Consider the following 22,742-nt stretch of genomic DNA (forward strand, 5'->3'; position numbering starts at 1 on the left):
CGCTACACTATGTCTTTGCCTGCGGCGGCGTTGCTTGCAATAGTACCGCGGCAGGTCTGTTTTTCCTGTATCCCGTGATGCCATGGCTGCCCTGATCAACCGCCTCGACTCCCGCCAGCCGGATTTTTCCGCTGCGCTGTCCAAACTGCTGGCCTTCGAGGCCACCGAAGACGAGTCCATCGACCGCGCTGCAGCGGGCATTCTGGCCGACGTCCGCCATCGAGGCGATGTCGCCCTTCTGGAATACACACAGCGATTCGACCGCGTCGCCGTCACCGATGCCGCCCAGCTCGAGATTCCGAAATCCGAATGGCATGCCGCGCTGGCCGCGTTGCCGGCTGCCCAGCGCAACGCGCTGGAAACCGCCGCCGACCGGGTGCGCGCCTATCATGAGCACCAACGTAGCGAAACTTGGACCTACACCGACGCCGAAGGCAATCTGCTGGGCCAACAGGTCACGCCGCTCGACCGCGTAGGCCTGTACGTACCGGGCGGCAAGGCCGCTTATCCGTCGTCGGTACTGATGAACGCCATTCCGGCCAAAGTGGCGGGCGTCGGTGAGCTCATCATGGTCACGCCCACTCCCGAAGGCGTGCGCAACCCTATCGTGCTGGCGGCGGCCGCCATCGCCGGCGTCGACCGCGCCTTCGCCATCGGCGGCGCGCAGGCCGTGGGCGCACTGGCGTATGGCACGGCCACCGTTCCCGCCGTAGACAAGATCGTCGGGCCCGGCAATGCCTATGTCGCCGCCGCCAAGCGGCGCGTCTTTGGTACCGTGGGCATCGACATGATTGCGGGCCCCAGTGAAATCCTGGTCATCTGCGACGGCAAGACGCCGGCCGACTGGATCGCCATGGACCTCTTCTCGCAGGCTGAACATGATGAACTGGCGCAGTCCATCCTGCTGTGCCCGGACGCCGCCTTCATCGATGCCGTCGAAGAGGCCATCGCCCGCCTCCTGCCCACCATGCCGCGCGCCGACATACTGCGGGTGAGCCTGGCCAACCGCGGCGCCCTGGTGCTGGTGCGCGACCTCGAAGAAGCCTGCGCCATCGCTAACGACATCGCGCCCGAGCACCTGGAGATCTCCACCGAGAATCCCGAGCACTGGACCGCGCGCATCCGCCATGCAGGCGCCATCTTCATGGGCCGGTTCAGCTCCGAATCGCTGGGCGACTACTGCGCCGGGCCCAATCATGTGCTGCCCACCTCGCGCACAGCCCGCTTCTCGTCCCCGCTGGGCGTCTACGACTTCCAGAAGCGTTCGAGCCTGATTCAAGTGTCGCGCCAGGGCGCGCAGACGCTGGGCCGCATTGCCGCAGAACTGGCGCTGGGCGAGGGCCTGCCCGCGCACGCGGCCAGTGCGCAGTACCGGCTCGACCCCCCGTGAACGCGTGCCGCACGGCCGCGACCCAGGGCTCCGGCGCTCTGGCTGACGACATGCCGCCGCGTCCGCCGGGCCATGCGCTGGCCGAGCGCATCGCCGCCACGGTTCGCGCCGACATCCGCGCACTCGCCGCGTATCCCGTCCCGCCGGTGCCCGATGGCATCAAGCTCGACGCGATGGAATGCCCCTATGGGCTGCCCGACGCCGTGCGCGACGAGATCGCCCAGGCATTGCGCGATACCGCGCTGAACCGGTACCCCGCAGGCGACAACCACGCACTGGCCCACGAGGTGCGCCAGGCTTTCGGCGTGCCGGCCGAGGCTGGGCTGCTGTTCGGCAACGGTTCCGACGAGCTCATCCACCTGATCGTCCAGGCCTGTTGCCAGCCGGGCGATATCGTACTGTCGCCCTGGCCCTCGTTCGTGTATTTCGACATGGCGGCCCGGTTCGACCACGCCCGCTTCGTCGGCGTGCCGCTAACGGCCGAGCTGCAACTCGACTTGCCCGCGATGTTGCAGGCCATCGAGCAGCATCGGCCCAAAGTCATCTTCCTGGCGCTGCCCAACAATCCCACCGGGGGGATGTGGCCCGACGCAGCCGTGCAGACCATCATCGACGCGGCTCCCGGCCTGGTGGTGCTGGACGAGGCCTATCAGGCGTTCGCGACCCACAGCTGGATGTCGTGCCTGCCGCGGCTGCCCCAGGTCGTGGTGCTGCGCACTGTTTCGAAAATCGGCCTGGCCGGATTGCGGTTTGGCTACCTGGCCGGCCACCCCGAATGGATCGCACAGATCGACAAAGTGCGCCCGCCCTACAATCTCAACGTGCTCACCCAGGCCGCGCTGCGCGCCGTGCTGCGCCACAAATCGGTGCTCGACGACCAGGCCGCGCGGCTGCGCGCCGACCGAGCCATCCTGGCGGCCGGTCTCTCTGCTTTGCCCGGCGTCACGGCGTATCCCAGCTTGGGCAACTTCATACTTGCGCGCTTTTCCGGCAAGCCGGGCGGCAACGCCGTGCATCTTGCCCTGAAAACGCGCAAAATAGCGGTCAAGAACTTCTCGGATGCCCACCCGCTGCTGGCCGATTGCCTGCGCATCTCGGTCGGCACGCCAGACGAAAACCGCGCAGTGCTGCACGCCCTGCAAGACATTCTCAGCTTCACTTAGGCTTGCCACTATTTTTATGCGTACCGCCGAAATCACCCGCAATACCAACGAAACGCGCATCCGGGCCGCCGTCAACCTCGACGGCACCGGCAAGCAGACGCTCGACACCGGCGTGCCGTTCCTCGACCACATGCTCGACCAGATCGCGCGGCATGGGCTCATCGATCTCGACATCAAGGCCGATGGCGACCTGCACATCGACGCCCACCACACCGTCGAAGACGTCGGCATCACGCTGGGCATGGCGTTCGCCAAAGCCGTGGGTAACAAGGCCGGGCTGCGCCGCTATGGGCACGCCTATGTCCCGCTCGACGAAGCCCTGTCGCGCGTCGTCATTGACTTCTCGGGTCGTCCGGGGCTCGAATACCACATTCCCTTCACGCGCGCGCGCATCGGCGACTTCGACGTCGATCTCACCCGCGAGTTCTTCCAGGGGTTCGTCAACCACGCGCTGGTGACCCTGCACATCGACAACCTGCGCGGCACCAACGCCCACCACCAGTGCGAAACCGTGTTCAAGGCCTTCGGCCGCGCGTTGCGCATGGCGGTTGAACTCGACCCCCGCATTGGGGGCACGGTGCCGTCCACCAAGGGCGTGCTCTAACACCTGCCCGCGGGCAGCTCTTTCATCCGCCAGGCAAATTCAGTGACTACCATTGCCATCGTCGACTACGGAATGGGCAACTTCCATTCCGTGGCGCGAGCGCTGCGCTACGCCGCGCCCGACGCCGACATCCGCATCTGCAACCGCGCCGCCGACATCGACGCGGCCGACCGCGTCGTGTTTCCTGGCCAGGGCGCCATGGCCGACTGCATGCGCACGCTGAACGAATCGGGGCTGCGCGAAGCCGTCGAGCGCGCCGCGCGCGCCAAACCGCTGCTGGGCGTCTGCGTGGGCGAGCAAATGCTGTTCGACTCCAGCGAAGAAGGCGCGACGCCCTGCCTGGGGCTGTTCCCTGGCACCGTGCGGCGCTTCGCGGGGCCGCAGTTCGCCAGGCCGCAGGCGGCTCCGGGCGACGCTGAACGGCTCAAGGTCCCGCACATGGGCTGGAACCAAGTCCGGCAAACGCGTTCCCATGCAATATGGGCGGGCATCCCCGACCATACGCATTTCTATTTCGTGCACAGTTACTATGCGGTGCCCGCCGACCCTGCACTGACCACCGGCGAGTCCGACTATGGCGTTACATTTACGTGCGCCGTGGCGGCCGACAATATTTTCGCGGTGCAGTTTCACCCCGAGAAAAGCGCCGCGCACGGTTTGCGTCTGTATCGCAATTTTGTAGACTGGCAGCCATAGTCGTCCGCACGAGCTCCGGCCGACCCCTATCAACCGATTTTTCAACGCTCGCTATCCACCATGCTGCTGATCCCCGCCATCGATCTCAAAGACGGGCGCTGCGTACGCCTGCGCCAGGGAGACCTCGACGAGGCAACGGTATTCTCTGAAGACCCCGCCGCCATGGCTGCGCACTGGCTCGACCTCGGCGCCCGCCGCCTGCACCTCGTCGACCTCAATGGCGCAGTGGCCGGAAAGCCCAAGAACGACGCACCCATCAAGGCCATTCTCGACGCCGTCGGCCAGGACATCCCGGTCCAGATCGGGGGCGGCATCCGCGACCTCGACACCATCGAGGCCTATCTCGATGCCGGCATCTCGTATGTGATCATCGGTACGGCCGCCGTCAAGAATCCCGGCTTCCTGCACGATGCCTGCGGCGCCTTCCCCGGCAGCATCATCGTGGGCCTGGACGCGCGCGACGGCAAGATCGCCACCGATGGCTGGAGCAAGCTCACGCGTCACGACGTGCTCGATCTGGCCAAGAAGTTCGAAGATTACGGCTGCGAAGCCATCATCTATACCGACATCAGCCGCGACGGCATGCTGTCCGGGGTGAACGTCGAAGCCACCGTCCGCCTGGCCCAGCACGTTCGCATCCCGGTGTTCGCCTCGGGCGGCATCGCCGGCATGCAGGATATCGAAGCCTTGTGCGCCGTCGAAGAAGAAGGCGTCGAAGGCGCCATTCTGGGGCGCAGCATCTACGAAGGCACGCTCGACTTCCAGCAGGCGCAAGCGCGCGCCGACGAACTCAGTCAATGAACACCAACGCAACTGCGCCGGAGCAGGGCGCCGGCAGCGCGCTCACCCGCCGCATCATCCCTTGTCTGGACGTCACGGCCGGCCGGGTGGTCAAGGGCGTCAATTTCGTCAACCTGGCCGATGCCGGCGACCCGGTCGAGATCGCTCGCCGGTACGACGAGCAGGGGGCCGACGAACTCACGTTCCTCGACATCACCGCGACCAGCGACGGGCGCGATCTCATCCTGCCCATCATCGAGCAAGTGGCGTCGCAAGTGTTCATTCCCCTCACGGTCGGGGGCGGCGTGCGCCAGGTGTCCGACGTGCAGCGCCTGCTCAACGCCGGCGCCGACAAGATCAGCATCAACAGTGCAGCCGTCGCGAATCCCGATCTCGTCCGCGATGCCGCCGACTACCACGGGTCGCAATGCATCGTGGTGGCCATCGACGCGCGCCGCGTGTCGGGCCCCGACGAACCCGCGCGCTGGGAAGTCTTCACCCATGGCGGGCGCAAGGCCACCGGCCTCGACGCCGTGCAGTGGGCCACGCGCATGGCCGCCTACGGCGCCGGCGAGATCCTGCTCACCAGCATGGATCGCGACGGCACCAAGTCGGGCTTCGACCTCGAACTCACCCGCGCGGTGTCCGACGCCGTTCCCGTACCGGTAATCGCCTCGGGCGGGGTAGGCAGCCTGCAACACCTCGCCGACGGTGTCACCACGGGGCGTGCCAGCGCCGTGCTGGCTGCCAGCATCTTCCACTTTGGCCAGCACACCGTGCGTGAGTGCAAAGCCTTCATGGCCGATCAAGGCATCGCCGTCAGACTCGATTAGACTGCAACCATGTATACCGACCCCGCCTGGTTGGCCGACGTCGTCTTCGACGAACAAGGCCTGATTCCCGCCATTGCCCAAGATGCCGACACCGGCCAGATCCTCATGGTGGCCTGGATGAATCGCGAAGCCCTGGTCGAAACCGCCGCCACGGCCCGCGCCGTGTATTGGTCGCGTTCGCGGCAGCGGCTCTGGCGCAAGGGCGAAGAGTCCGGCCACACCCAGACGGTGCACGACCTGCGCCTCGATTGCGACGGCGACGTCATCTTGCTGAAGGTTCACCAGGAAGGCGGCATCGCCTGTCACACCGGGCGCGCCAGCTGTTTCTTTCGCCGGCTGGAAGGCCCGGCGGGCAGTGCGTCGTGGGTCACGGTCGATCCTGTCCTGAAAGACCCGGAACACATCTACAAATGAGCAGCCCCTCGTCCACCGACGTTCTGGCCCGCATCGCCGATACCCTGGCCACCCGCCGTCCCGATCGCGGCGGCGACCCGCAGACCTCGTATTCTGCCAAGCTGCTGGCCAAGGGCCCCGATGCCTTCCTGAAGAAAATCGGCGAAGAAGCCACCGAACTGGTCATGGCCGCCAAAGATGGCGTGCCCGATCGCATCGTCAGCGAAACCGCCGATCTCTGGTTTCACTGCCTCGTCACCCTGACTCACTACAATCTGCGGCCCGAAGACGTGCTGGCAGAATTGGCACGCCGCGAAGGCCTGTCCGGCCTGGAAGAAAAAGCACGGCGCCCCGCATCCTGAGCATGGAACCCTTATGAGCGACAACTGTATCTTCTGCAAAATCGCCCGCGGCGAGATCCCTTCAAAGAAGGTCCACGAAGACGACGAATTCGTCGCGTTCCACGACATCAATCCCGCGGCTCCGGTGCACCTGCTGCTCATCCCGCGTCGCCATGTCGTCTCGCTGCAGGACGTCGGCCCCGACGATGCCGGCTGGTTGGGTAGAATGGTCACACTGGCATCCCGCCTGGCATCCGAACACGGATGCCGTCCGGGCCCGGAAGGGGGCTTCCGCCTGATGGCCAATTCCGGCGTCGACGGTGGCCAGGAAGTCCCTCATCTGCATTTCCATATCATCGGCGGTCAGCGTCCCTGGAAAGGGCGCATGGCTCCCAACGCATAATCACGGAGAACCGTCATCATGGGTAGCTTCAGCATCTGGCATTGGTTGATCGTACTGGTCATCGTTGCCCTCGTATTCGGCACCAAGAAACTGCGCAACATCGGCAGCGACCTCGGCGGCGCGGTCAAGGGCTTCAAAGAGGGCATGAAAGATGCCAACGGCGACAAGCCCGCCGAACAGGTCACTCAGCAGAAAACTGCCGACGACACCATCGACGTCCAGGCCAAAGAGAAAACCAACCCCTGACCGCCTTTGTGTGCTTCTTCCGAAGCAATGCCTCCCGGCATTGCTTCACATCCCTTTTGAGCGAGCAGATGTCGCATGTTTGATGTCAGTTTCACTGAGCTGATGATTATCGGCGTCATCGCGCTGATCGTCATCGGGCCCGAACGGCTGCCCAAGGTCGCGCGCACCGTCGGGCACCTGCTCGGCCGTGCGCAGCGTTACGTCAACGACGTCAAGGGCGACATCCAGCGCGAAATCGAACTCGACGAACTGCGCAAGTTCAAGTCCGAAATGGACGACGCGGCCCACGGCATGCAGAGCTCGCTGCGCGACACTGAGAATTCGCTGCGCAGCGGCTTGAACGAAACCGCCCGCGAAGCCACGCAAGCCGTCTCGGGCGCCGCGACGCCCCCGGCTGCGCCCGACCCCGCGGCGCCCGACATGGCCGCATCCGGTCCGGCCGACGCCCCGGCCGCCGATCCTTCCCCTGACCCCGCGGCCGACAACACCGCCTCTGCCGTTCAACCGAAAACCGGTACCACGCCGTGACCCAGCAAGCCAAGCACGACGAGCTCGACCAGGAACAGCCGCAAGAGACCTTTATTTCGCATCTGGTCGAGCTGCGCACACGCCTCATGAAGGCTGTGGCGGCGGTCATCGGCGTATTCGTGGTGCTGTTCATCTACCCCGGCGCTTCGGTCATCTACGACGTGCTGGCGCAGCCCATGCTGGCCTCGCTTCCCGAAGGCACCCGCATGATCGCCACCGGCGTCATCACGCCCTTCATGGTGCCCGTGAAGGTCACCCTGATGGCCGCCTTCGTGGTGGCCCTTCCGGTGGTGCTGTACCAGGCCTGGGCGTTTGTAGCGCCCGGCCTGTACCGCCACGAAAAACGCCTGGCGCTGCCGCTCATCCTGTCCAGCACCCTGCTGTTCATGCTGGGCATGGCGTTCTGTTATTTCTTCGTGTTTCGCACGGTATTCCACTTCATCGCCACGTTTGCGCCGCAGTCCATCACGCCGGCCCCCGACATCGAGGCCTACCTCAGTTTCGTCATGACCATGTTCATGGCTTTCGGCATTACCTTCGAAGTGCCGGTGGCAGTGGTCCTGCTCGTCAAGACGGGCATCGTCGACCTGCAAAAACTGCGCGCCGCCCGCGGCTACGTGGTGGTGGGTGCCTTCGTCATCGCGGCCATCGTGACACCGCCCGACGTGGTCAGCCAGTTCATGCTGGCCGTGCCGTTGTGCCTGTTGTATGAAGTCGGTCTCATCTGCGCCCGCCTGGTCACCCCCAACAGTAAACCCGACGAAGCCGACGACGCCGCGGCCGATCTCACCGAACCGCGTTGAACCCAGCGCCCGACGTTCCCGGGCCTTGTGATCGCGCGCAAACAAACCCCCAATGGGCCACTTGTCCGAGCTTCGGCGGGCTCGGTACATTGTCGGGCATGACACTCGCACAGCGCCTGCGCACCCAGATGCAGTGGCGTGGCATCAGAAGCCAGAACCAGCTGGCGCGCATTTCCGGGGTGCCGCAATCGTCCATCCATCGAATCCTGTCGCGCGATGACGCCTACGCCCCTGCACGCAGCACGCTGCAGCGCCTGGCGTTGGCGCTGCATACCACCGTGCCGTGGCTCGCCGACGGCATTACTTCCCCACCCGCACCAGACTTTACTCAGCCGGCGCCCGTCCACGGCACCCCGTCCGGCATAGATGGCTACAGTGCCGAACTACACGTCTTGATGGATAGACTGCCGCCCGACGCTCGCAAGAAAATCGTGGCCATCGTGCGGCTGATTGCCCAGGCCGCGCCGACGCAGTCGGCGCAGCAAGCGCAACAGGCGGCGCCTGGCGCGCCCCGCAAGCCTTAGCGCGGCCGCACTGGCCGCGTCCCGACCACCACCGTCACGTCGCGGGCCTTGCCGTCCCGCAAGATGCGCAGGCTCGCCTTTTCACCGGGCTGCACACCGGCGATAAAACGCAGCATGGCCACGGTATCGCTCATGGGGGTACCGTTGATCGCCTGCACGATGTCGCCCACCCGCAAACCGGCCTTGCCGGCCGGGCCGTTGCGGATCACGCCGGCGATCACGACGCCATGCGTACTGGCCGGCAAGCCGAACGCGCGCGCCAGTTCGGGGGTGATGTCCTGCGGCTCGACGCCCAGCCAACCGCGGCGTACCGTGCCGGTCTTGATGATGTCATCCATCACCTTGCGCGCCGCGTCGATGGGAATGGCAAAGCCGATGCCCAACGAGCCCCCGGATTCGGAATAAATTGCCGTATTGATGCCCACGAGCCTGCCCTGGGCATCGATCAGCGCGCCGCCCGAATTGCCGGGATTGATTGCCGCGTCGGTCTGGATGAAGTTCTCGTAAGTGTTGATGCCCAGGCCGTTGCGTCCCAGCGCGGAGACAATTCCCTGCGTGGTGGTCTGGCCTACGCCGAAGGGGTTGCCGATGGCCAGCACCACATCGCCCACACGCAGGCTGCGATCGTCGGCCAGGGCCGCCACGGGCAGGGGGCGCATATCGAGTTTCAGCACGGCGAGGTCGGTATCCGGGTCGGCGCCGACCAGCTTGGCGCCGCCGCGACGCCCGTCGGCCAGCGCCACTTCAATGGCGTCGGCGGCCTCGACGACGTGATAGTTCGTCAACACATAGCCTTCGTCACTGACGATCACCCCGGAGCCCAGGCTGGTAGACGCCTCGCGCCGGTTCAGGCTCGGCACCTGCCCGAACAATTGGCGCAGCACGGGGTCGTCGGGCAAAGGAACCAGAGGAACGTTGACATGCTTCGAGGTAAAGACGTTCACCACGGCCGGAGCCGCCTTCTCTACGGCCGCGGCGTACGATGCGGCGGCGTACGATGCGGTGGCGGGCGACGTCGCCGCCGCCGAAGGCGAGGGGAGCTCCAGGGGGCCCGTGGCAGGGGCGGACATGCGCAGCCAATCGGGGCGCAGGGTGGTCACCACGAATAAAATGGCCAGACACACCGTGACGGCCTGAGCGAATATCAGCCAATAGCGACGCATGATCCTGACAAGGTAGGCAATGAAAACGATCGACACCCGCGAACTGGCGGCCTGGCTCGACGCCACGCTGCAAGCGCCGCGATTCAAAGATTACTGTCCCAACGGCCTGCAGGTTGAAGGCAAACCGCGCGTAGGCCACATTATCACCGGCGTGACGGCCTCCGAGGCCTTATTGCGCGCCGCGGTCGAACGCGGCGCCGACGCCGTGCTGGTGCATCATGGCTGGTTCTGGAAAAACGAAGACCCGCGTGTGCGCGGTACGCGCCGCACCCGGCTGGCGCTGGTACTGCAACACGAACTGAACCTGTTCGCCTACCACCTGCCGCTGGACGCCCACCCCCAGTGGGGCAACAACGCGCAACTGGCACGGATGCTGGGCCTGGAACCTGAATGCGACGCCGCGGGGGCACCGCTGACCTGCGGCCCCGACAACCTGATCTGGCTGGGCACGGCGCCCGGCCTGGACGACGTGCAGGCGCTTGCACAGCGGGTGCAGCAGCGCCTGGGCCGTCCGCCGCTGGTTGTGGGGGAACCGGGCCGCGAACTGAAACGCGTCGCATGGTGCACCGGCGCGGCGCAGAGCATGCTGGCCGATGCGGTGGAAGCGGGTGCCGACGCCTACATTACCGGAGAAGCCTCGGAACCCACGGTGCACCTGGCCCGCGAAACCGGCACGGCGTTCATAGGCGCGGGCCACCACGCCACCGAGCGGTACGGCGTACAGGCCCTGGGCGAAGCCATTGCGCGGCAATTCGATATCCGCGTCGAGTTCGTCGACATCGACAACCCCGTCTAGGCCTGCCCCCGCCCGCCGCTTATTTCCGGAGCAGGTCGCGGATCTCGCGCAACACCACCAGGTCTTCCGGCGGGGCGGCGGGGGCGGCCGGCGCGGCTTCTTCTTTGCGGCGCGCCCCATTGATGGTCTTGACGATGATGAACACCACCAGGGCCAGCAAGATGAAATTGATAAGAATGGTGACGAAATTTCCCCAGGCCAATACCGTCGCGCCCGCGGCGGTCAGGTCGGCGTAGGTCATGGGGCCGGTGTAGCCATCGGGCATGGACAGCACAAGGAATTTATTGGAAAAATCGACCGATCCCCCCAGCACGAAGTTCACCACGGGCATGATGAGGTCTTTCACAACCGAGTCGACGATCTTGCTGAAAGCCGCGCCGATGATCACGCCAACGGCGAGGTCCATAGCGTTGCCCTTGACGGCGAAATCGCGAAATTCCTTGAGGAAACCAGATGCTTTGCTCATGAATGCTCCTAACGTCGTTCGCCCCATACTGGGCAGGCGCTATAATACGCGGTTGCTATGTTGTTACATATCTCCGCAAAACGGATGCTGCAAGCCTGATGCTACGGGAGTGCGGGCGCATCAACAAGGATAGGAAGATGAGTCAGGATACGCTGGTGCATGACGACGACGGTGCGGTTGATCCCAACCTCCCGCCGGATCCTTCGCGCCGTTTCTGGGTAACCACCGCCTGTGCGGTGGGCGGTGTCGCTGGTGTGGCAACCGCTGTTCCGTTTGTCAGCACCTTCGCCCCTTCTGAAAAGGCGCGCGCGGCGGGTGCTCCAGTCGAAGTCGAGGTGGCCGATCTGGCTCCCGGTCAGATGCGCACCGTCGAGTGGCGCGGCAAGCCGGTATGGATCCTGCGCCGGTCCGAAGACCAGCTCGCCGGCATCAAGGAACAAGATCCTTACCTGGCCGATCCGAACTCCGATCGCCCCGGATACACCCCCGAATACGCGAAGAACGAATACCGTTCGCGCAAACCCGAGCTGTTCGTCTGCGTGGGCATCTGCACCCACCTGGGCTGCTCGCCGACCGCCGACTTCGCCACCGGCCCCGGCCCCGGCCTGCCGGCCTCGTGGGAAGGCGGTTTCTTCTGCCCTTGCCACGGCTCCACCTTCGACCTTGCCGGCCGCGTGTACAAGAACAAGCCCGCGCCCGACAACCTCGAAGTCCCGCCGTACCAATACCTGAGCGACACCCGCATCATCGTCGGGGTTGACGAAGACAACAAGGCCTGACGCGCATCGCGCATCACCTTTCCCCCGACCTTAGCAAAATACGCTTCGTATAGAAGGAGCCATGATGGCTGGCGAAAAAACCGTCGAGACAACAGGCCTCTTGGGCTGGCTGGACCGGCGCTTCCCGGTGACCTCTACCTGGAAAGCGCACCTGTCCGAGTACTACGCGCCCAAGAATTTCAATTTCTGGTATTTCTTCGGATCCCTGGCACTGCTGGTGCTGGTGATCCAGATCGTTACCGGCATCTTCCTCGTCATGCACTACAAGCCCGACGCCGAACGCGCGTTCCTGTCGGTCGAGTACATCATGCGTGAAGTGCCGTGGGGCTGGCTGGTGCGCTATATGCACTCCACCGGCGCGTCCATGTTCTTCGTGGTGGTCTACCTGCACATGCTGCGGGGGCTGTTCTATGGCTCGTACCGCAAGCCGCGCGAACTGGTCTGGATCTTCGGCGTGGCCATCTTCCTGTGCCTGATGGGCGAAGCGTTCTTCGGCTATCTGCTGCCCTGGGGCCAGATGTCGTACTGGGGCGCCCAGGTCATCGTGAACCTATTCTCGGCCATTCCCTTCATCGGACCCGAGCTCTCCATCTGGATCCGAGGCGACTACGTCGTGTCCGACGCCACGCTCAACCGCTTCTTCGCCTTCCACGTCATCGCCATCCCCCTGGTGCTGATCGGTCTGGTCGCGGCGCACATCGTCGCCCTGCACGAAGTCGGCTCGAACAACCCGGACGGCGTTGAAATCAAGCAAGGCCCGAAAGACAAGCGCGGCAACCCGAAAGACGGCATTCCGTTCCACCCGTTCTACACGGTGCACGACATCGTCGGCGTGGCGGGCTTCCTGATCGTCTTCGCGGCCATCGTGTTCTTCGCCCCCGAAATGGGCGGGTACTTCCTGGAATACAACAACTTCCTGCCGGCCGACCCGCTGAAGACCCCGCCGCACATCGCGCCGGTGTGGTACTTCACGCCGTTCTACTCGATGCTGCGCGCCACCACGGCAGAATTCACGTGGGTCCTGGCCGGAGCCGCCGTGCTGGGCGCCATTGCGCTGCTGCTCAAGAGCAACCTCAAGGGCTTCCCGCGCATTGCCGTGCCTGCCGTGCTGATCATCGTCGCCGTCCTGCTGCGCGTCATCGACGCCAAGTTCTGGGGCGTTGTGGCCATGGGTGGCGCAGTCGTGATCCTGTTCTTCCTGCCCTGGCTCGATCATTCGCCGGTCAAGTCGATCCGCTACCGTCCCACGTGGCACAAGTGGCTCTACGGCATCTTCATTGTCAACTTCCTGGTGCTGGGTTTCCTGGGCACGCAGGCTCCTACCGACGTGTACAACCTCATGTCGCAGATCGGCACGCTGATCTACCTGGGCTTCTTCTTCCTGATGCCCATCTGGAGCCGCCTGGGTACGTTCAAGCCGGTCCCCGACCGCGTAACGTTCCAAGCCCACTGAGCCCACGTACCCATTACGGAATGACCATGATCAAGAAGCTGATTGGTGCCGTTGCATTCACGCTTGCGTGTACGGCCACGTACGCCGCGGAAAGCGGCTTCCCTCTCGAAAAGGCGCCCAACCGTCTGAACGACGTCGCGGCCCTGCAAAACGGCGCGAAGCTGTTCGTCAACCACTGCCTGAACTGTCATAGCGCATCGGCCATGCGCTATAACAAGCTGCAGGACATCGGCCTGACCGACCAGCAAATCAAGGAAAACCTGCTGTTCACCGGCGAGAAGGTCGGCGACCTGATGACCATCGCCATGACGCCGCAAGACGCCAAGCGCTGGTTCGGCACGGTGCCGCCCGACCTTTCCGTCATTGCGCGCGCCAAATCGGTCAACGCCGGCCCCTCGGGCGCCGACTACGTCTACACCTACCTGCGCACGTTCTACCGCGACACCGCCCGCACCACGGGCTGGAACAACCTGGTCTTCCCGAGCGTGGGCATGCCTCACGTGATGTGGCAAGACCAAGGCCCGCGCGAGCTCACCACCGTGGCGATGCACCGCGTGGGCAAAGACGGCGAACAGGCTTGGGAACGCGTCACCACCACCTATGATGCCCAGGGCTATGCCTCGGTCAAGACCGAACCCGTCGCCGGCTATCGCGGCCACGCCTCGGTCGAATCCAAGTTCAAGAGCCTCGACCCCGCCAAGTCTGCTGCCTACGACAACGACGTCGCCGACCTGACGGCGTTCCTGGCCTGGATGGCCGAGCCGAACCAGCAGTTCCGCAAGCAACTGGGCGTCTGGGTGCTGCTGTTCCTGGGCCTGTTCCTGGTTGTGGCCTGGCGCCTGAACGCCTCTTTCTGGAAGCACGTGCGCTGATTTTTACGCCCGGCCTGGTTGCCGCCCTCCGCGGGCGGCAACACCCACCCGATAGGGCGGCACGCCCGTTCCACCCTGGCAATCGGGGCCAGCGTTTGCTAGATTAAGCAGCGCTGGCCTTTCGCTTTTCATACAAGGACTTACCGCCATGATGGTGCTCTATTCCGGAACCACCTGCCCCTTTTCGCAACGCTGCCGCTTTGTGCTGTTCGAAAAAGGCATGGACTTCGAAATCCGTGATATCGACCTGTACAACAAGCCCGAAGACATCTCGGTCATGAACCCGTACGGTCAGGTGCCCATCCTGGTCGAGCGCGACCTGGTGCTGTACGAATCGAACATCATCAACGAGTACATCGACGAGCGTTTCCCGCATCCGCAGCTGATGCCGGCCGACCCCGTCATGCGCGCGCGCACCCGACTGTTCCTCTACAACTTCGAGAAGGAACTGTTCGTGCACGTTTCCACGCTCGAAGACCGCAGCGCCAAGCCGGATGAGAAGAAGCTCGCCACGGCGCGCCAGAACATTCGCGACCGCCTGGCCCAGCTGGCCCCGCTGCTGCTGAAGAACAAGTACATGCTGGGCGACGAATTCTCGATGCTCGACGTGGCGGTCGCTCCGCTGCTGTGGCGCCTGGACCACTACGGTATCGAGCTGCCCAAGAACGCCGCACCGCTGCAGAAGTACGCCGAACGCATTTTCTCGCGCCCGGCTTACATCGAAGCGCTCACGCCGTCCGAAAAAGTCATGCGTCGCTAAGCGGCAAGGGTTGTACACATGGGTGAAACCTCCACCAAACCGTATCTTCTGCGAGCATTGCACGAATGGTGCACCGATAACGGCTACACGCCATATATCACCGTGCAAGTCGACGAGCACACGCTGGTGCCGCTTGCCCATGTGCGCGACGGCCAGATCACGCTCAACGTGGGCACGCTGGCCACCAACAAGCTGGTGCTGGGCAATGAATTCATCGAATTCCAGGCCCGGTTCAGCGGCGTGACCGAAAACGTCTTGGTGCCAGTAGGCTCGGTCAGCGCAATCTACGCGCGCGAAACCGGGGCGGGCATGGGTTTTGAGGTTCAACCCTACGAACCTCCCAGCCGCGAAGAAGGTGCCGATGCCAGCGCCACCGACACCCTCGATGCCGCGGCGCCCGACGCCCCGTCCACGGGCGACGACGAGCCCAAGCGCCCGCACCTGACCATCGTGAAGTAGTCTCGGCGGCGTCCCCCGCTTTTATTTACAATACAGTCCTTTCGCGCGCCGGGTCCGTCCGGCGCCGCATCCGCCGGTGTAGCTCAGTTGGTAGAGCAGCTCACTTGTAATGAGAAGGTCGAGGGTTCGATTCCTTTCACCGGCACCAGATCCCACCCGCATCACCGTCCATAAAAAACCGCCTGGCAAATCTCGCCAGACGGCCCGGCCGCTTCAAGATGCGCGGTTTTATTTCTTTTGCTGCAGGCTTTGCTTCAGCCCGGTCTGTTCTGCGGCAATGCGCGACGCTTTCAACTTTGTGGCGAGAACCTCTTTGAATTCGCTGGGCGAGTTTCCGGTGGGGATGAAGCCCATGGATTCGAACTTTGCGCCCAGGGCCGGATCTTTCAGCACATCCTGCACAGCGGCATTGATCTCTGCCTTCAGCGGTTCGGGCATGCCTTTCGGGCCGACCAGGCCATAGAAAAACGTGCTTTCCAGGCCCGGAATGCTTTCCGACAAAGTCTGCACGTCAGGCAAACCAGGCCACCGCTGGGCGGAACCCACCGCGAGAATGCGTACGCCGTTGCTCTTGATGAATGGAAGGGCCGCGCCCAGCGGCAACACCAGCGCGTCGCTATGGCCTGCCACCACGTCGGTAAGGGCTGGACCGGTTCCGGGGTAGCCGATGATCGCGTTCCTGATGCCGGCAGCGGCTTCGATTCTGAGGCTGTCCAGGTGCATGCCTCCGCCCGACACCACGGCAAAATTCACCTTGCCAGGGTTCTTCTTCGCGTACGCCACGAACTCGTCAAAGGTCTTGACCGGCAGCGACGGGTTCACGACCAGCACCGTTCCGCCGGCAGCAAGCTGGCTGATGTGGTCGAAGTCCTGCACGAGGTCGTAACCCAGGTCGTCGCGTACGGCGGCGTTGCCGACATCTGAGTCCGTCCACACCCCCAACGTGTAGCCGTCGGGCGCCGCCCCCTTTAATTCGCGAATGCCGATTACGCCGGTGCCGCCTGGACGGTTTCTGACGATGACCTGCTGCCCCCACTTGCGCGAGAGCACATCGGCCACGCTGCGCGCCACGATATCGGTGCCTCCACCCGGGGCATACCCCACCACGAACGTGACGGGCCGGTTGGGAAAGTCACTGGCGTGGGCGGCCGGAGAGAACCACAACCACGCAGACCAAATGCCTACTGACAGGCTGGCTAGGAATTTCATTTCGGTTCCCTCCTCAGGGTGGCGGCCCCGCCTGGCGTCCGCATTATGGTCGCGGCTCGGACTGGGTCGTGAAGCGACTATACAAAAGAACAAATTAAATGCAAAGAAAATAATGGTCTTCTATTGAGAACCGCTTTGCCGCTACGACGGCGATGGCGCCGCCTCCTGAGCGCTTCGAGGGCGACACAGTCCGATCCAAGCGCTGCGTCTGATCAGTCCGCCCTTTGCCACCAAGGGAAAAGACAACCGAGCTGCAAACGTCTTCTATGGAAGACGTTCGATATCTATTGCAAACGACGGCTGCGTCCACTACCATCATTCCCAAGGCCTGCTCCAGATCCGTCCCGCGCACTGCAGGGCGGTCGAGCCGGCGTTCCACCCCACGGAGGAAAGATGTCCGAAGTACCCCCCTGCAAGCCAGCAGAGCAAGCCGAACGCGCGCAGGTCGATGTGCTGGTGGTAGGCGCCGGCTTCGGCGGGCTGTACGCGATATACCGAATGCGGGCACTGGGCCTGCGGGTTCAGTGCATCGAAGCCGCCGAAGGCGTGGGCGGCACCTGGTTCTGGAACCGTTACCCCGGTGCACGGTGCGATGTGGAAAGCCTGGATTATTCGTACTCGTTCTCGAACGAACTGCAGCAGGAATGGAGCTGGTCGCACCGCTATGCCGAGCAGCCGGAAATTCTGGCGTACCTGAACCATGTGGCCGACCGATTCGAATTGCGCCCGCATATTCGCTTCGAAACGCGCGTGCTGGGCATGCGATACGACTCGGACCGCAACGTCTGGGTGGTGTCCACCAGCCAGGGGCCCTCGGTCGAGGCCCGATTCTGCATCATGGCCAGCGGCAACCTGTCGGCGCCGCGTATCCCGGATTTCGCCGGCATCGAGGGCTTCAAGGGCGAATGGCACCATTCGGCGAGGTGGCCGAAAGAGGGCGTCGACTTCACCGGCAAACGCGTCGCCCTGATCGGCACGGGCGCCACGGGCGTGCAGATGCTGCCCAAGATTGCCGCCCAGGCCAGTATGGTCACCGTGTTCCAGCGCACCGCCAACTTCAGCGTGCCGGCGCGCAACCATCGCATGCCCGAAGAAGAAGAACGCGCACAGAAGGCAAATTATCCGGCCCTGCGCAAAGCCGCGCGCCGGCAGAATTCCGGCATGTCGCGCGTGCCGATTCCCACCAGGTCAGCGCTGGAACTGCCTGATGAAGACCGGCTGCGCGTCTACGAAGCGCTGTGGCAGAAGGGCGGAAGCGCGCGCATGATGGGGGCCTTTACCGACTTGATGCGCAATGAAGCCGCGAACGAAACGCTTGCCTCCTTCGTGCGCCAGAAAATCGCTTCGATAGTGAAAGACCCCGCCACCCGTGACATCCTCATTCCCCGCGATCATCCGATCGGCTCGCGGCGCTTGTGTGTCGACACGGACTACTACGAGACTTTCAACCGCGACAACGTCAAGCTGGTTGATGCTCGGCGCACGCCCATCGTCGACATCACAGAGCACGGCGTGCGCACGACCGATGCCGAGTATGAAGTCGACGCCATTGCCTTCGCCACGGGTTTCGACGCCATGACCGGCGCGCTCAATGAAGTCTCGATCACGGGGCGTGGCGGCATGCGCCTGCGCGACAAGTGGGCATCCGGCCCTGCAACCTACCTGGGCTTGATGGTGCATGGCTTTCCGAACCTGTTCATCCTGACGGGTCCGGGCAGCCCCTCGGTCAAGGCCAACATGGTGACCGCGATTGAACAGCATATCGAATGGATATCCGACTGCCTGGCCTACCTGGACCAGCACGATATCGCCACGATTGAACCGACCGCCGAGGCCGAAGATATGTGGGTGCGCCATGTAAACGACGTGGCCAACGCCACCTTGTTCCCCAGGGCGACCAACTCCTGGTACGTGGGGGCAAATGTTCCGGGCAAGCCGCGCGTATTCATGCCCTACGTGGCAGGTATGCCTGCGTACATCAAGGTCTGCGAAGACGTGGTGGCCGCCGGCTACCGCGGCTTCGACCTGCGACGCACGCCTTGCATGGCCAGCGGCGACTCTTGAAGGAACGGTCATGAAACGCAAGAGCGTGTTCGTTGCAGGCGGGGCCTCCGGCATAGGCCTGGAAACAGCGCGGTATTTCGTCAGCCGCGGCGACGCCGTGACGATCGTCGATGTCGACGAGTCCCGCTTGAAGCACGCCGCCAGCGCACTGGAGGGTCCGGGCCCGCAGGTGCTGGCCCTGGCCGCCGATGTCCGGGAGCGCGCCAGCATCGACCAGGCGTTCGCCACGGGCGTGGCGCGCCATGGCGACATCGATGTGCTGGTATTTACGGCCGGTGTGCTGCTGCCCGCCACGCTGGCCGAACTGACCGATGACGACTACGACCTGACCTTCGACGTCAACACCAAAGGCTTCTGGCGCTGTGTGCAGGCCGCGCTGCCGCGTTTCTCGTCGAGGGGTGGCTCCATCGTGGCCGTATCCTCATCGTCGGGCCAACGGCCCAAGTCCGGCAACGGCGCTTATGCCGCATCCAAAGTGGCCTTGCAGTTCCTGGCGCGCACGCTGGCCCTGGAAACAGCGCCTCGCAACATACGCGTCAATTGCGTGTGCCCGAGCATGCTCAAGACGCCATTGACCGACAACTTGCTGCAACGCCCCGCGCAGGGGGGGTTCGCGCTGTCGGCCACCACACCGTTGGGCCGGCTTTGCACCGAGGCCGATGTGGCGCACGCCATCGCCTTCTTGTGCGGGGACGAGGCAGCGTTCATCACAGGTACCGCCCTCGCCGTGGATGGCGGGGCAACCGCGGGGGTTCCTTTGCACCCCTGACGGCCCACCGGGGCAGCCCGGCTCTCACGTGCCTTGCCTATATACCCTCATTCGGAAGCATGGCACCCCCAGGAAAGACAGTACGTCGCGACGAGTTATTATTGTTCCCCGAATTCGCTGGGCAGTTTTCTAGGGAAAACAGCTATATTCCGCAGCTGTCCAGCGCTTGTTCCATCGGACCGTCACTGGGAAACATCATCTTGACCACCGCGCAACCGTCCACGCCGAAGCCACAAGCGACCATGCCCGACACGGCCGCGAAAGCCGCCAACGAAAGCCCGCCGGACCGCGTGGTCGGCAAACCCGTCGGGGCCATTATCTCTGGGCTGGCCGTCATGCGCTCCCTGCACCAGGCGCAGCGCCCGCTGCGGGCCAGCGAAGTCGCCCGCGAGACCGGCCTGCACCGCGGCACGGCTTTCAACATTCTGCGCACGCTGCAGCGCGAGGGCATGGTGGCGTACAACGAACGCGACCAGACCTACAGCATCGGGATCATGGTGCTGGAGCTGGCGCACGGCGTGCTGCGAACCAGCGGCCTGCTGGATGTGGTGAGACCCGAGATGTTTTCGCTCGCCGAGCGGGTGGGCGTGACAGTGGCCCTGGCAAAAGTGGAAAAAAGCTACGACCTGGTACTGCTCGACTTCGTCGGCGGCGGGTTCCGCGTTGACAGTTACTTCAGTGTCGGGCGCCGGTCGCCCAGGTTCTCGGGCGCTTCGGGCCTGGTCATGGCTGCCTTCTCGGGCGCGTCGCCCGAGTTCGTGGAAGCCGAGTTCGGCCAGACCGAATGGTTCCGCCGGCCCACCTTCGTAGAATATGTCGAACGCATGCATGCCACGCGTGAACGCGGCTACGCGCTGGACCAAGGCAACCGCCGCAGTGGACTGACCCAGATTGCCGTTCCCATTTTCTCGCAGCAGGGGCCATTGGCCTTGGTGCTGACCGCGGCGAATTTCAGCTACACCATGAACGAGCAGAAAATCGCCGAAGTCGCCGAAGCGATGCTGGCGTTCGCCGACCGCATGTCCCCCGAACTGGGCCGCCTGCGGCTGGCCTAGCGGCACGGCGGTCGCGGGTCTGCGCGGGCAGCAATGCAGTGCCTTGCCCCCGCCGGGCCGTCGGCCAAGCGCTACCAGCGCTCGGCGGGTTCAGGAAGGTCCAGCGCCTGCCGCAACGCCGCGCACATCTGATGGAACTCGGCGTCTACCGCCGGGCTCAAGCGGCGCGCCCGCAAGAACCCGTGGATCATGCCTTTGCCAATACGCAGTTGCACGGGGTTCCCGCAAGCGCGCAGCTTGTCGGCGTAGCGGAGGCCATCGTCGAGCAGGGGGTCATGATCGGCCAGCAACAGGTAGGCGGGGGGAAGCCCCGCATGGCTGGCGGCACGCAGGGGTAGCGCGTAGCCGTCGTCGCGGTCGCACGGCGCCGGCAGGAACGCATCCAGCGCAGCCATCATGGCATCGCGGGTCAGGAAGGCGTCCTGCGTATTATTCAAATAGCTCGGCGTATCGAAGTCGGCATCCAGCGTCGGGTATACCAGCGCCTGCATGCGCAGCGCCGGGCCGTTGCGGTCGCGTGCCAGCAGAGCGCATGCGGCCGCCAGGTTGGCGCCGGCACTGTCGCCGGCCACGGCAATGCGTCCGGGGTCGACGCCCAGCATGTCGGCGTCGCGGGCCGCCCAGCACAACGCGGCGTACGCATCATCGGTGGGAGCGGGATAAGGGTTCTCGGGCGCGCGGCGGTAATGCACGCTCAGCACCTGAGCACCCGTGTTGCAAGCCAGGCTGGCCGTAATGAAGTCATGGCCCTGGGGACTGCCGGCCATGAAACTGCCGCCGTGCAGGTACACAATGGCGGGCAGCGGCGCCTGCGCACGCGGGCGATACACGCGTACCAGCAGCTCGCGCCCCGGCAAGACAATATAGGTGTCGTTGACTTCGAGCGATTCGGGATAAGGCTCGCCGATCAGCGCCGCAGCGCGATCGGCGCGAGCGCGGCGCTGCGCCAGCGTGAGCGCGCCGAGATCCGCCATGTTGCCCAACGCACTGCGCGTACGATCGACGTACGCTTGAATACCCGGGTCGTAAGCCATCGTGGTGCGGCCGCTCGAATCAATTAGAGCGTTCACTATACCAAGGGCATGGCGCGAATGACCACCGATGTTGCATCGCTGGCGTGTTCAGCCCAAGGCCTCCGGCCTCGCTCGTCAGTGCGCAAAAGCCCGCGAAGACTCGCGGGCGGGTTCCAGGCGATGGGCGGACGCCGGGTTACTTGGCGGAGATCCTCGCGTCGCGGATGATCTTCGCGAAGTTGCCAACTTCATCGCGGAAGAATTCGGCGAAAGCGGTCTGGTCACGGAACTCGACACGCGAGCCCGTGCTTTCCAGCTTCTGCACCACACCCGGATCCGCCATCACCTTGCCGATCGCGTCGGAAAGCTTGCGCACCACCGGTTCCGGCGTTCCGGCAGGCGCGAACACCGCAATCCATGAACTCATGACGAAGTCCGGGTGACCCAGTTCAGCCAGGGTCGGCAGTTGCGGGAAGGCCGCGAGCCGCTTGGAACCGGTGACGAACAGGGCTCTGACTTGCCCCGACTTCACGGCCTCGGATACAGAGGGCATCGCAACGAAAGACGCCGGAACCGATCCGCCCATCGTATCGGCGAAGGCCATCGAATCACCACGATAAGGCACCACCTGCATGTCGATATTGAGTGCGCCCTTGAGACGCTCGCCGGCAACGTGCGTGATGGAACCATGTCCCGACACGCCGTAGCTGTAGCGGCCTTTCTCACTGTTCACCAGGCGTATGAATCCGTCGAGATCCTGCGCCGGGGACTTGTTGTTGACGATCATGACCAGGTCGTTCGCGACGATCTGGGCCACGGGCACGAAGTCCGTCAGAGGTTCGTAAGGCAACTGCTGGAAGTTCTGCGGTATGGCCATTGCGCCCGATGTGGCAACCATCAGGGTATAGCCATCGGCCGGCAGGCCCTTCAACGTCTGCGCGGCAAGCACCCCCGAGGCGCCCTGCCGGTTTTCTACGACGAACGGCTGACCCAGCTGCTTCTGCAGTCCTTCGGCCAACATCCGGGCTTGCAGATCGGTGGCGCCACCGGGCGAATAGCCCACCAGCAGCCGCACGGGCCGGTTCGGGTAGTCGGTCTGCGCCGATACCGCAAACGCCATACAAATCCCCCAGAGCCCGAGCAGGCTCTTCTTCACGATGGAATGCATCTGTCTCTCCTA

General features: G+C 64.2%; 27 protein-coding genes and 1 tRNA gene. 23 read left to right on the plus strand and 5 right to left on the minus strand.

All coding sequences use genetic code 11. From position 1 onward, the window contains the following. The first annotated feature begins 82 nt into the window (after window positions 1-82). The 13 genes from hisD (at window position 83) to ACV17W_RS12990 (ending at window position 8,704) form a co-directional block, all read left to right on the plus strand. Window positions 83-1,390 carry a histidinol dehydrogenase gene (gene hisD / locus ACV17W_RS12930; RefSeq protein WP_462592731.1) on the plus strand — a complete coding sequence of 436 codons (1,308 nt, stop codon included), beginning with the start codon at window positions 83-85 and terminating at the stop codon, window positions 1,388-1,390. A 50-nt stretch (window positions 1,391-1,440) separates the two neighbouring features. Further along, the gene (hisC, locus tag ACV17W_RS12935; RefSeq protein ID WP_462596544.1) at window positions 1,441-2,553 is read left to right on the plus strand and encodes a histidinol-phosphate transaminase; all 1,113 of its coding nucleotides are present in this window, start codon (window positions 1,441-1,443) and stop codon (window positions 2,551-2,553) included. 16 nt (window positions 2,554-2,569) lie between these two features. Further along, window positions 2,570-3,157, plus strand: a complete 588-nt coding sequence (hisB, locus tag ACV17W_RS12940; protein ID WP_462592732.1) for an imidazoleglycerol-phosphate dehydratase HisB — start codon at window positions 2,570-2,572, stop codon at window positions 3,155-3,157. 42 nt (window positions 3,158-3,199) lie between these two features. After that, window positions 3,200-3,853 (plus strand): imidazole glycerol phosphate synthase subunit HisH, encoded by a 654-nt coding sequence (gene hisH / locus ACV17W_RS12945; RefSeq protein ID WP_462592733.1) that lies wholly within the window; start codon window positions 3,200-3,202, stop codon window positions 3,851-3,853. A 60-nt stretch (window positions 3,854-3,913) separates the two neighbouring features. Further along, a complete protein-coding gene (gene hisA, locus ACV17W_RS12950; RefSeq protein WP_462592734.1) occupies window positions 3,914-4,654 on the plus strand; it encodes a 1-(5-phosphoribosyl)-5-[(5-phosphoribosylamino)methylideneamino]imidazole-4-carboxamide isomerase in 741 nt (246 codons plus the stop codon). Further along, a complete protein-coding gene (gene hisF, locus ACV17W_RS12955; protein ID WP_462592735.1) occupies window positions 4,651-5,466 on the plus strand; it encodes an imidazole glycerol phosphate synthase subunit HisF in 816 nt (271 codons plus the stop codon). The genes hisA and hisF overlap by 4 nt, the downstream gene beginning before the upstream one ends. Before the next feature lie 9 nt (window positions 5,467-5,475). Continuing rightward, on the plus strand, window positions 5,476-5,880 hold the full coding sequence (hisI, locus tag ACV17W_RS12960; RefSeq protein WP_462592736.1) for a phosphoribosyl-AMP cyclohydrolase: 405 nt from the start codon (window positions 5,476-5,478) through the stop codon (window positions 5,878-5,880). Beyond that, entirely contained in the window at window positions 5,877-6,221 is a 345-nt protein-coding gene (locus tag ACV17W_RS12965) for a phosphoribosyl-ATP diphosphatase (RefSeq protein ID WP_462592737.1), read from the plus strand. Before hisI ends, ACV17W_RS12965 begins: the two co-directional genes overlap by 4 nt. A gap of 13 nt (window positions 6,222-6,234) precedes the next feature. Next, window positions 6,235-6,603, plus strand: coding sequence for a histidine triad nucleotide-binding protein (locus ACV17W_RS12970; RefSeq protein WP_462592738.1), 369 nt, complete (start codon window positions 6,235-6,237; stop codon window positions 6,601-6,603). Between the two features lie 18 nt (window positions 6,604-6,621). Further along, window positions 6,622-6,849, plus strand: coding sequence for a Sec-independent protein translocase subunit TatA (gene tatA / locus ACV17W_RS12975; RefSeq protein ID WP_462592739.1), 228 nt, complete (start codon window positions 6,622-6,624; stop codon window positions 6,847-6,849). Window positions 6,850-6,924: 75 nt separating this feature from the next. Continuing rightward, window positions 6,925-7,377 carry a Sec-independent protein translocase protein TatB gene (tatB, locus tag ACV17W_RS12980; protein WP_462592740.1) on the plus strand — a complete coding sequence of 151 codons (453 nt, stop codon included), beginning with the start codon at window positions 6,925-6,927 and terminating at the stop codon, window positions 7,375-7,377. Then, window positions 7,374-8,180: a twin-arginine translocase subunit TatC gene (tatC, locus tag ACV17W_RS12985; protein WP_462592741.1), complete on the plus strand. Its 807-nt coding sequence runs from the start codon at window positions 7,374-7,376 to the stop codon at window positions 8,178-8,180. Before tatB ends, tatC begins: the two co-directional genes overlap by 4 nt. Window positions 8,181-8,278: 98 nt before the next feature. After that, window positions 8,279-8,704: a helix-turn-helix domain-containing protein gene (locus ACV17W_RS12990; RefSeq protein ID WP_462592742.1), complete on the plus strand. Its 426-nt coding sequence runs from the start codon at window positions 8,279-8,281 to the stop codon at window positions 8,702-8,704. Here ACV17W_RS12990 and ACV17W_RS12995 read toward each other — a convergent pair. Beyond that, complete coding sequence (locus ACV17W_RS12995; protein WP_462592743.1) at window positions 8,701-9,867, minus strand: S1C family serine protease; 1,167 nt, start codon at window positions 9,865-9,867, stop codon at window positions 8,701-8,703. The two genes, ACV17W_RS12990 and ACV17W_RS12995, sit on opposite strands and share 4 nt — an antisense overlap. A gap of 19 nt (window positions 9,868-9,886) precedes the next feature. Between ACV17W_RS12995 and ACV17W_RS13000 the strand changes: the two genes are divergently transcribed. After that, window positions 9,887-10,663: a Nif3-like dinuclear metal center hexameric protein gene (locus ACV17W_RS13000; protein WP_462592744.1), complete on the plus strand. Its 777-nt coding sequence runs from the start codon at window positions 9,887-9,889 to the stop codon at window positions 10,661-10,663. Window positions 10,664-10,682: 19 nt separating this feature from the next. On the opposite strand, the gene mscL is transcribed toward ACV17W_RS13000, so the two are convergent. Next, entirely contained in the window at window positions 10,683-11,129 is a 447-nt protein-coding gene (gene mscL, locus ACV17W_RS13005; protein WP_462592745.1) for a large conductance mechanosensitive channel protein MscL, read from the minus strand. A gap of 137 nt (window positions 11,130-11,266) precedes the next feature. Between mscL and petA the strand changes: the two genes are divergently transcribed. The 6 genes from petA to ACV17W_RS13035 all read left to right on the plus strand — a co-directional run bounded on the left by petA (window position 11,267) and on the right by ACV17W_RS13035 (window position 15,600). After that, window positions 11,267-11,908 (plus strand): ubiquinol-cytochrome c reductase iron-sulfur subunit, encoded by a 642-nt coding sequence (petA, locus tag ACV17W_RS13010; RefSeq protein ID WP_462592746.1) that lies wholly within the window; start codon window positions 11,267-11,269, stop codon window positions 11,906-11,908. Window positions 11,909-11,972: 64 nt separating this feature from the next. Continuing rightward, the gene (locus ACV17W_RS13015) at window positions 11,973-13,361 is read left to right on the plus strand and encodes a cytochrome b (protein WP_462596545.1); all 1,389 of its coding nucleotides are present in this window, start codon (window positions 11,973-11,975) and stop codon (window positions 13,359-13,361) included. 20 nt (window positions 13,362-13,381) lie between these two features. Next, a complete protein-coding gene (locus ACV17W_RS13020) occupies window positions 13,382-14,233 on the plus strand; it encodes a cytochrome c1 (RefSeq protein ID WP_462592747.1) in 852 nt (283 codons plus the stop codon). A 148-nt stretch (window positions 14,234-14,381) separates the two neighbouring features. Next, window positions 14,382-14,993: a glutathione S-transferase N-terminal domain-containing protein gene (locus ACV17W_RS13025; protein WP_012247147.1), complete on the plus strand. Its 612-nt coding sequence runs from the start codon at window positions 14,382-14,384 to the stop codon at window positions 14,991-14,993. 18 nt (window positions 14,994-15,011) lie between these two features. Continuing rightward, window positions 15,012-15,452, plus strand: coding sequence for a ClpXP protease specificity-enhancing factor (locus ACV17W_RS13030; RefSeq protein ID WP_462592748.1), 441 nt, complete (start codon window positions 15,012-15,014; stop codon window positions 15,450-15,452). Between the two features lie 72 nt (window positions 15,453-15,524). Continuing rightward, a tRNA-Thr gene (locus tag ACV17W_RS13035) sits at window positions 15,525-15,600 on the plus strand. Between the two features lie 80 nt (window positions 15,601-15,680). On the opposite strand, the gene ACV17W_RS13040 is transcribed toward ACV17W_RS13035, so the two are convergent. Continuing rightward, a complete protein-coding gene (locus ACV17W_RS13040) occupies window positions 15,681-16,661 on the minus strand; it encodes a Bug family tripartite tricarboxylate transporter substrate binding protein (protein WP_462592749.1) in 981 nt (326 codons plus the stop codon). Between the two features lie 393 nt (window positions 16,662-17,054). Between ACV17W_RS13040 and ACV17W_RS13045 the strand changes: the two genes are divergently transcribed. The 3 genes from ACV17W_RS13045 to ACV17W_RS13055 all read left to right on the plus strand — a co-directional run bounded on the left by ACV17W_RS13045 (window position 17,055) and on the right by ACV17W_RS13055 (window position 20,549). After that, a complete protein-coding gene (locus ACV17W_RS13045) occupies window positions 17,055-18,725 on the plus strand; it encodes a flavin-containing monooxygenase (RefSeq protein WP_462592750.1) in 1,671 nt (556 codons plus the stop codon). 10 nt (window positions 18,726-18,735) lie between these two features. After that, window positions 18,736-19,494, plus strand: coding sequence for an SDR family NAD(P)-dependent oxidoreductase (locus ACV17W_RS13050; protein ID WP_462592751.1), 759 nt, complete (start codon window positions 18,736-18,738; stop codon window positions 19,492-19,494). Between the two features lie 200 nt (window positions 19,495-19,694). Then, window positions 19,695-20,549, plus strand: coding sequence for an IclR family transcriptional regulator (locus ACV17W_RS13055; protein WP_462592752.1), 855 nt, complete (start codon window positions 19,695-19,697; stop codon window positions 20,547-20,549). A gap of 71 nt (window positions 20,550-20,620) precedes the next feature. Here ACV17W_RS13055 and ACV17W_RS13060 read toward each other — a convergent pair whose 3' ends face one another. Both ACV17W_RS13060 and ACV17W_RS13065 read right to left on the minus strand, forming a co-directional pair. Next, window positions 20,621-21,619 carry an alpha/beta hydrolase gene (locus tag ACV17W_RS13060; protein ID WP_462592753.1) on the minus strand — a complete coding sequence of 333 codons (999 nt, stop codon included), beginning with the start codon at window positions 21,617-21,619 and terminating at the stop codon, window positions 20,621-20,623. A gap of 139 nt (window positions 21,620-21,758) precedes the next feature. Then, on the minus strand, window positions 21,759-22,730 hold the full coding sequence (locus tag ACV17W_RS13065; RefSeq protein ID WP_462592754.1) for a Bug family tripartite tricarboxylate transporter substrate binding protein: 972 nt from the start codon (window positions 22,728-22,730) through the stop codon (window positions 21,759-21,761). Window positions 22,731-22,742 lie beyond the last annotated feature (12 nt).

The sequence above is a fragment of the Bordetella sp. MIP270_01_BMS genome (assembly GCF_054958705.1).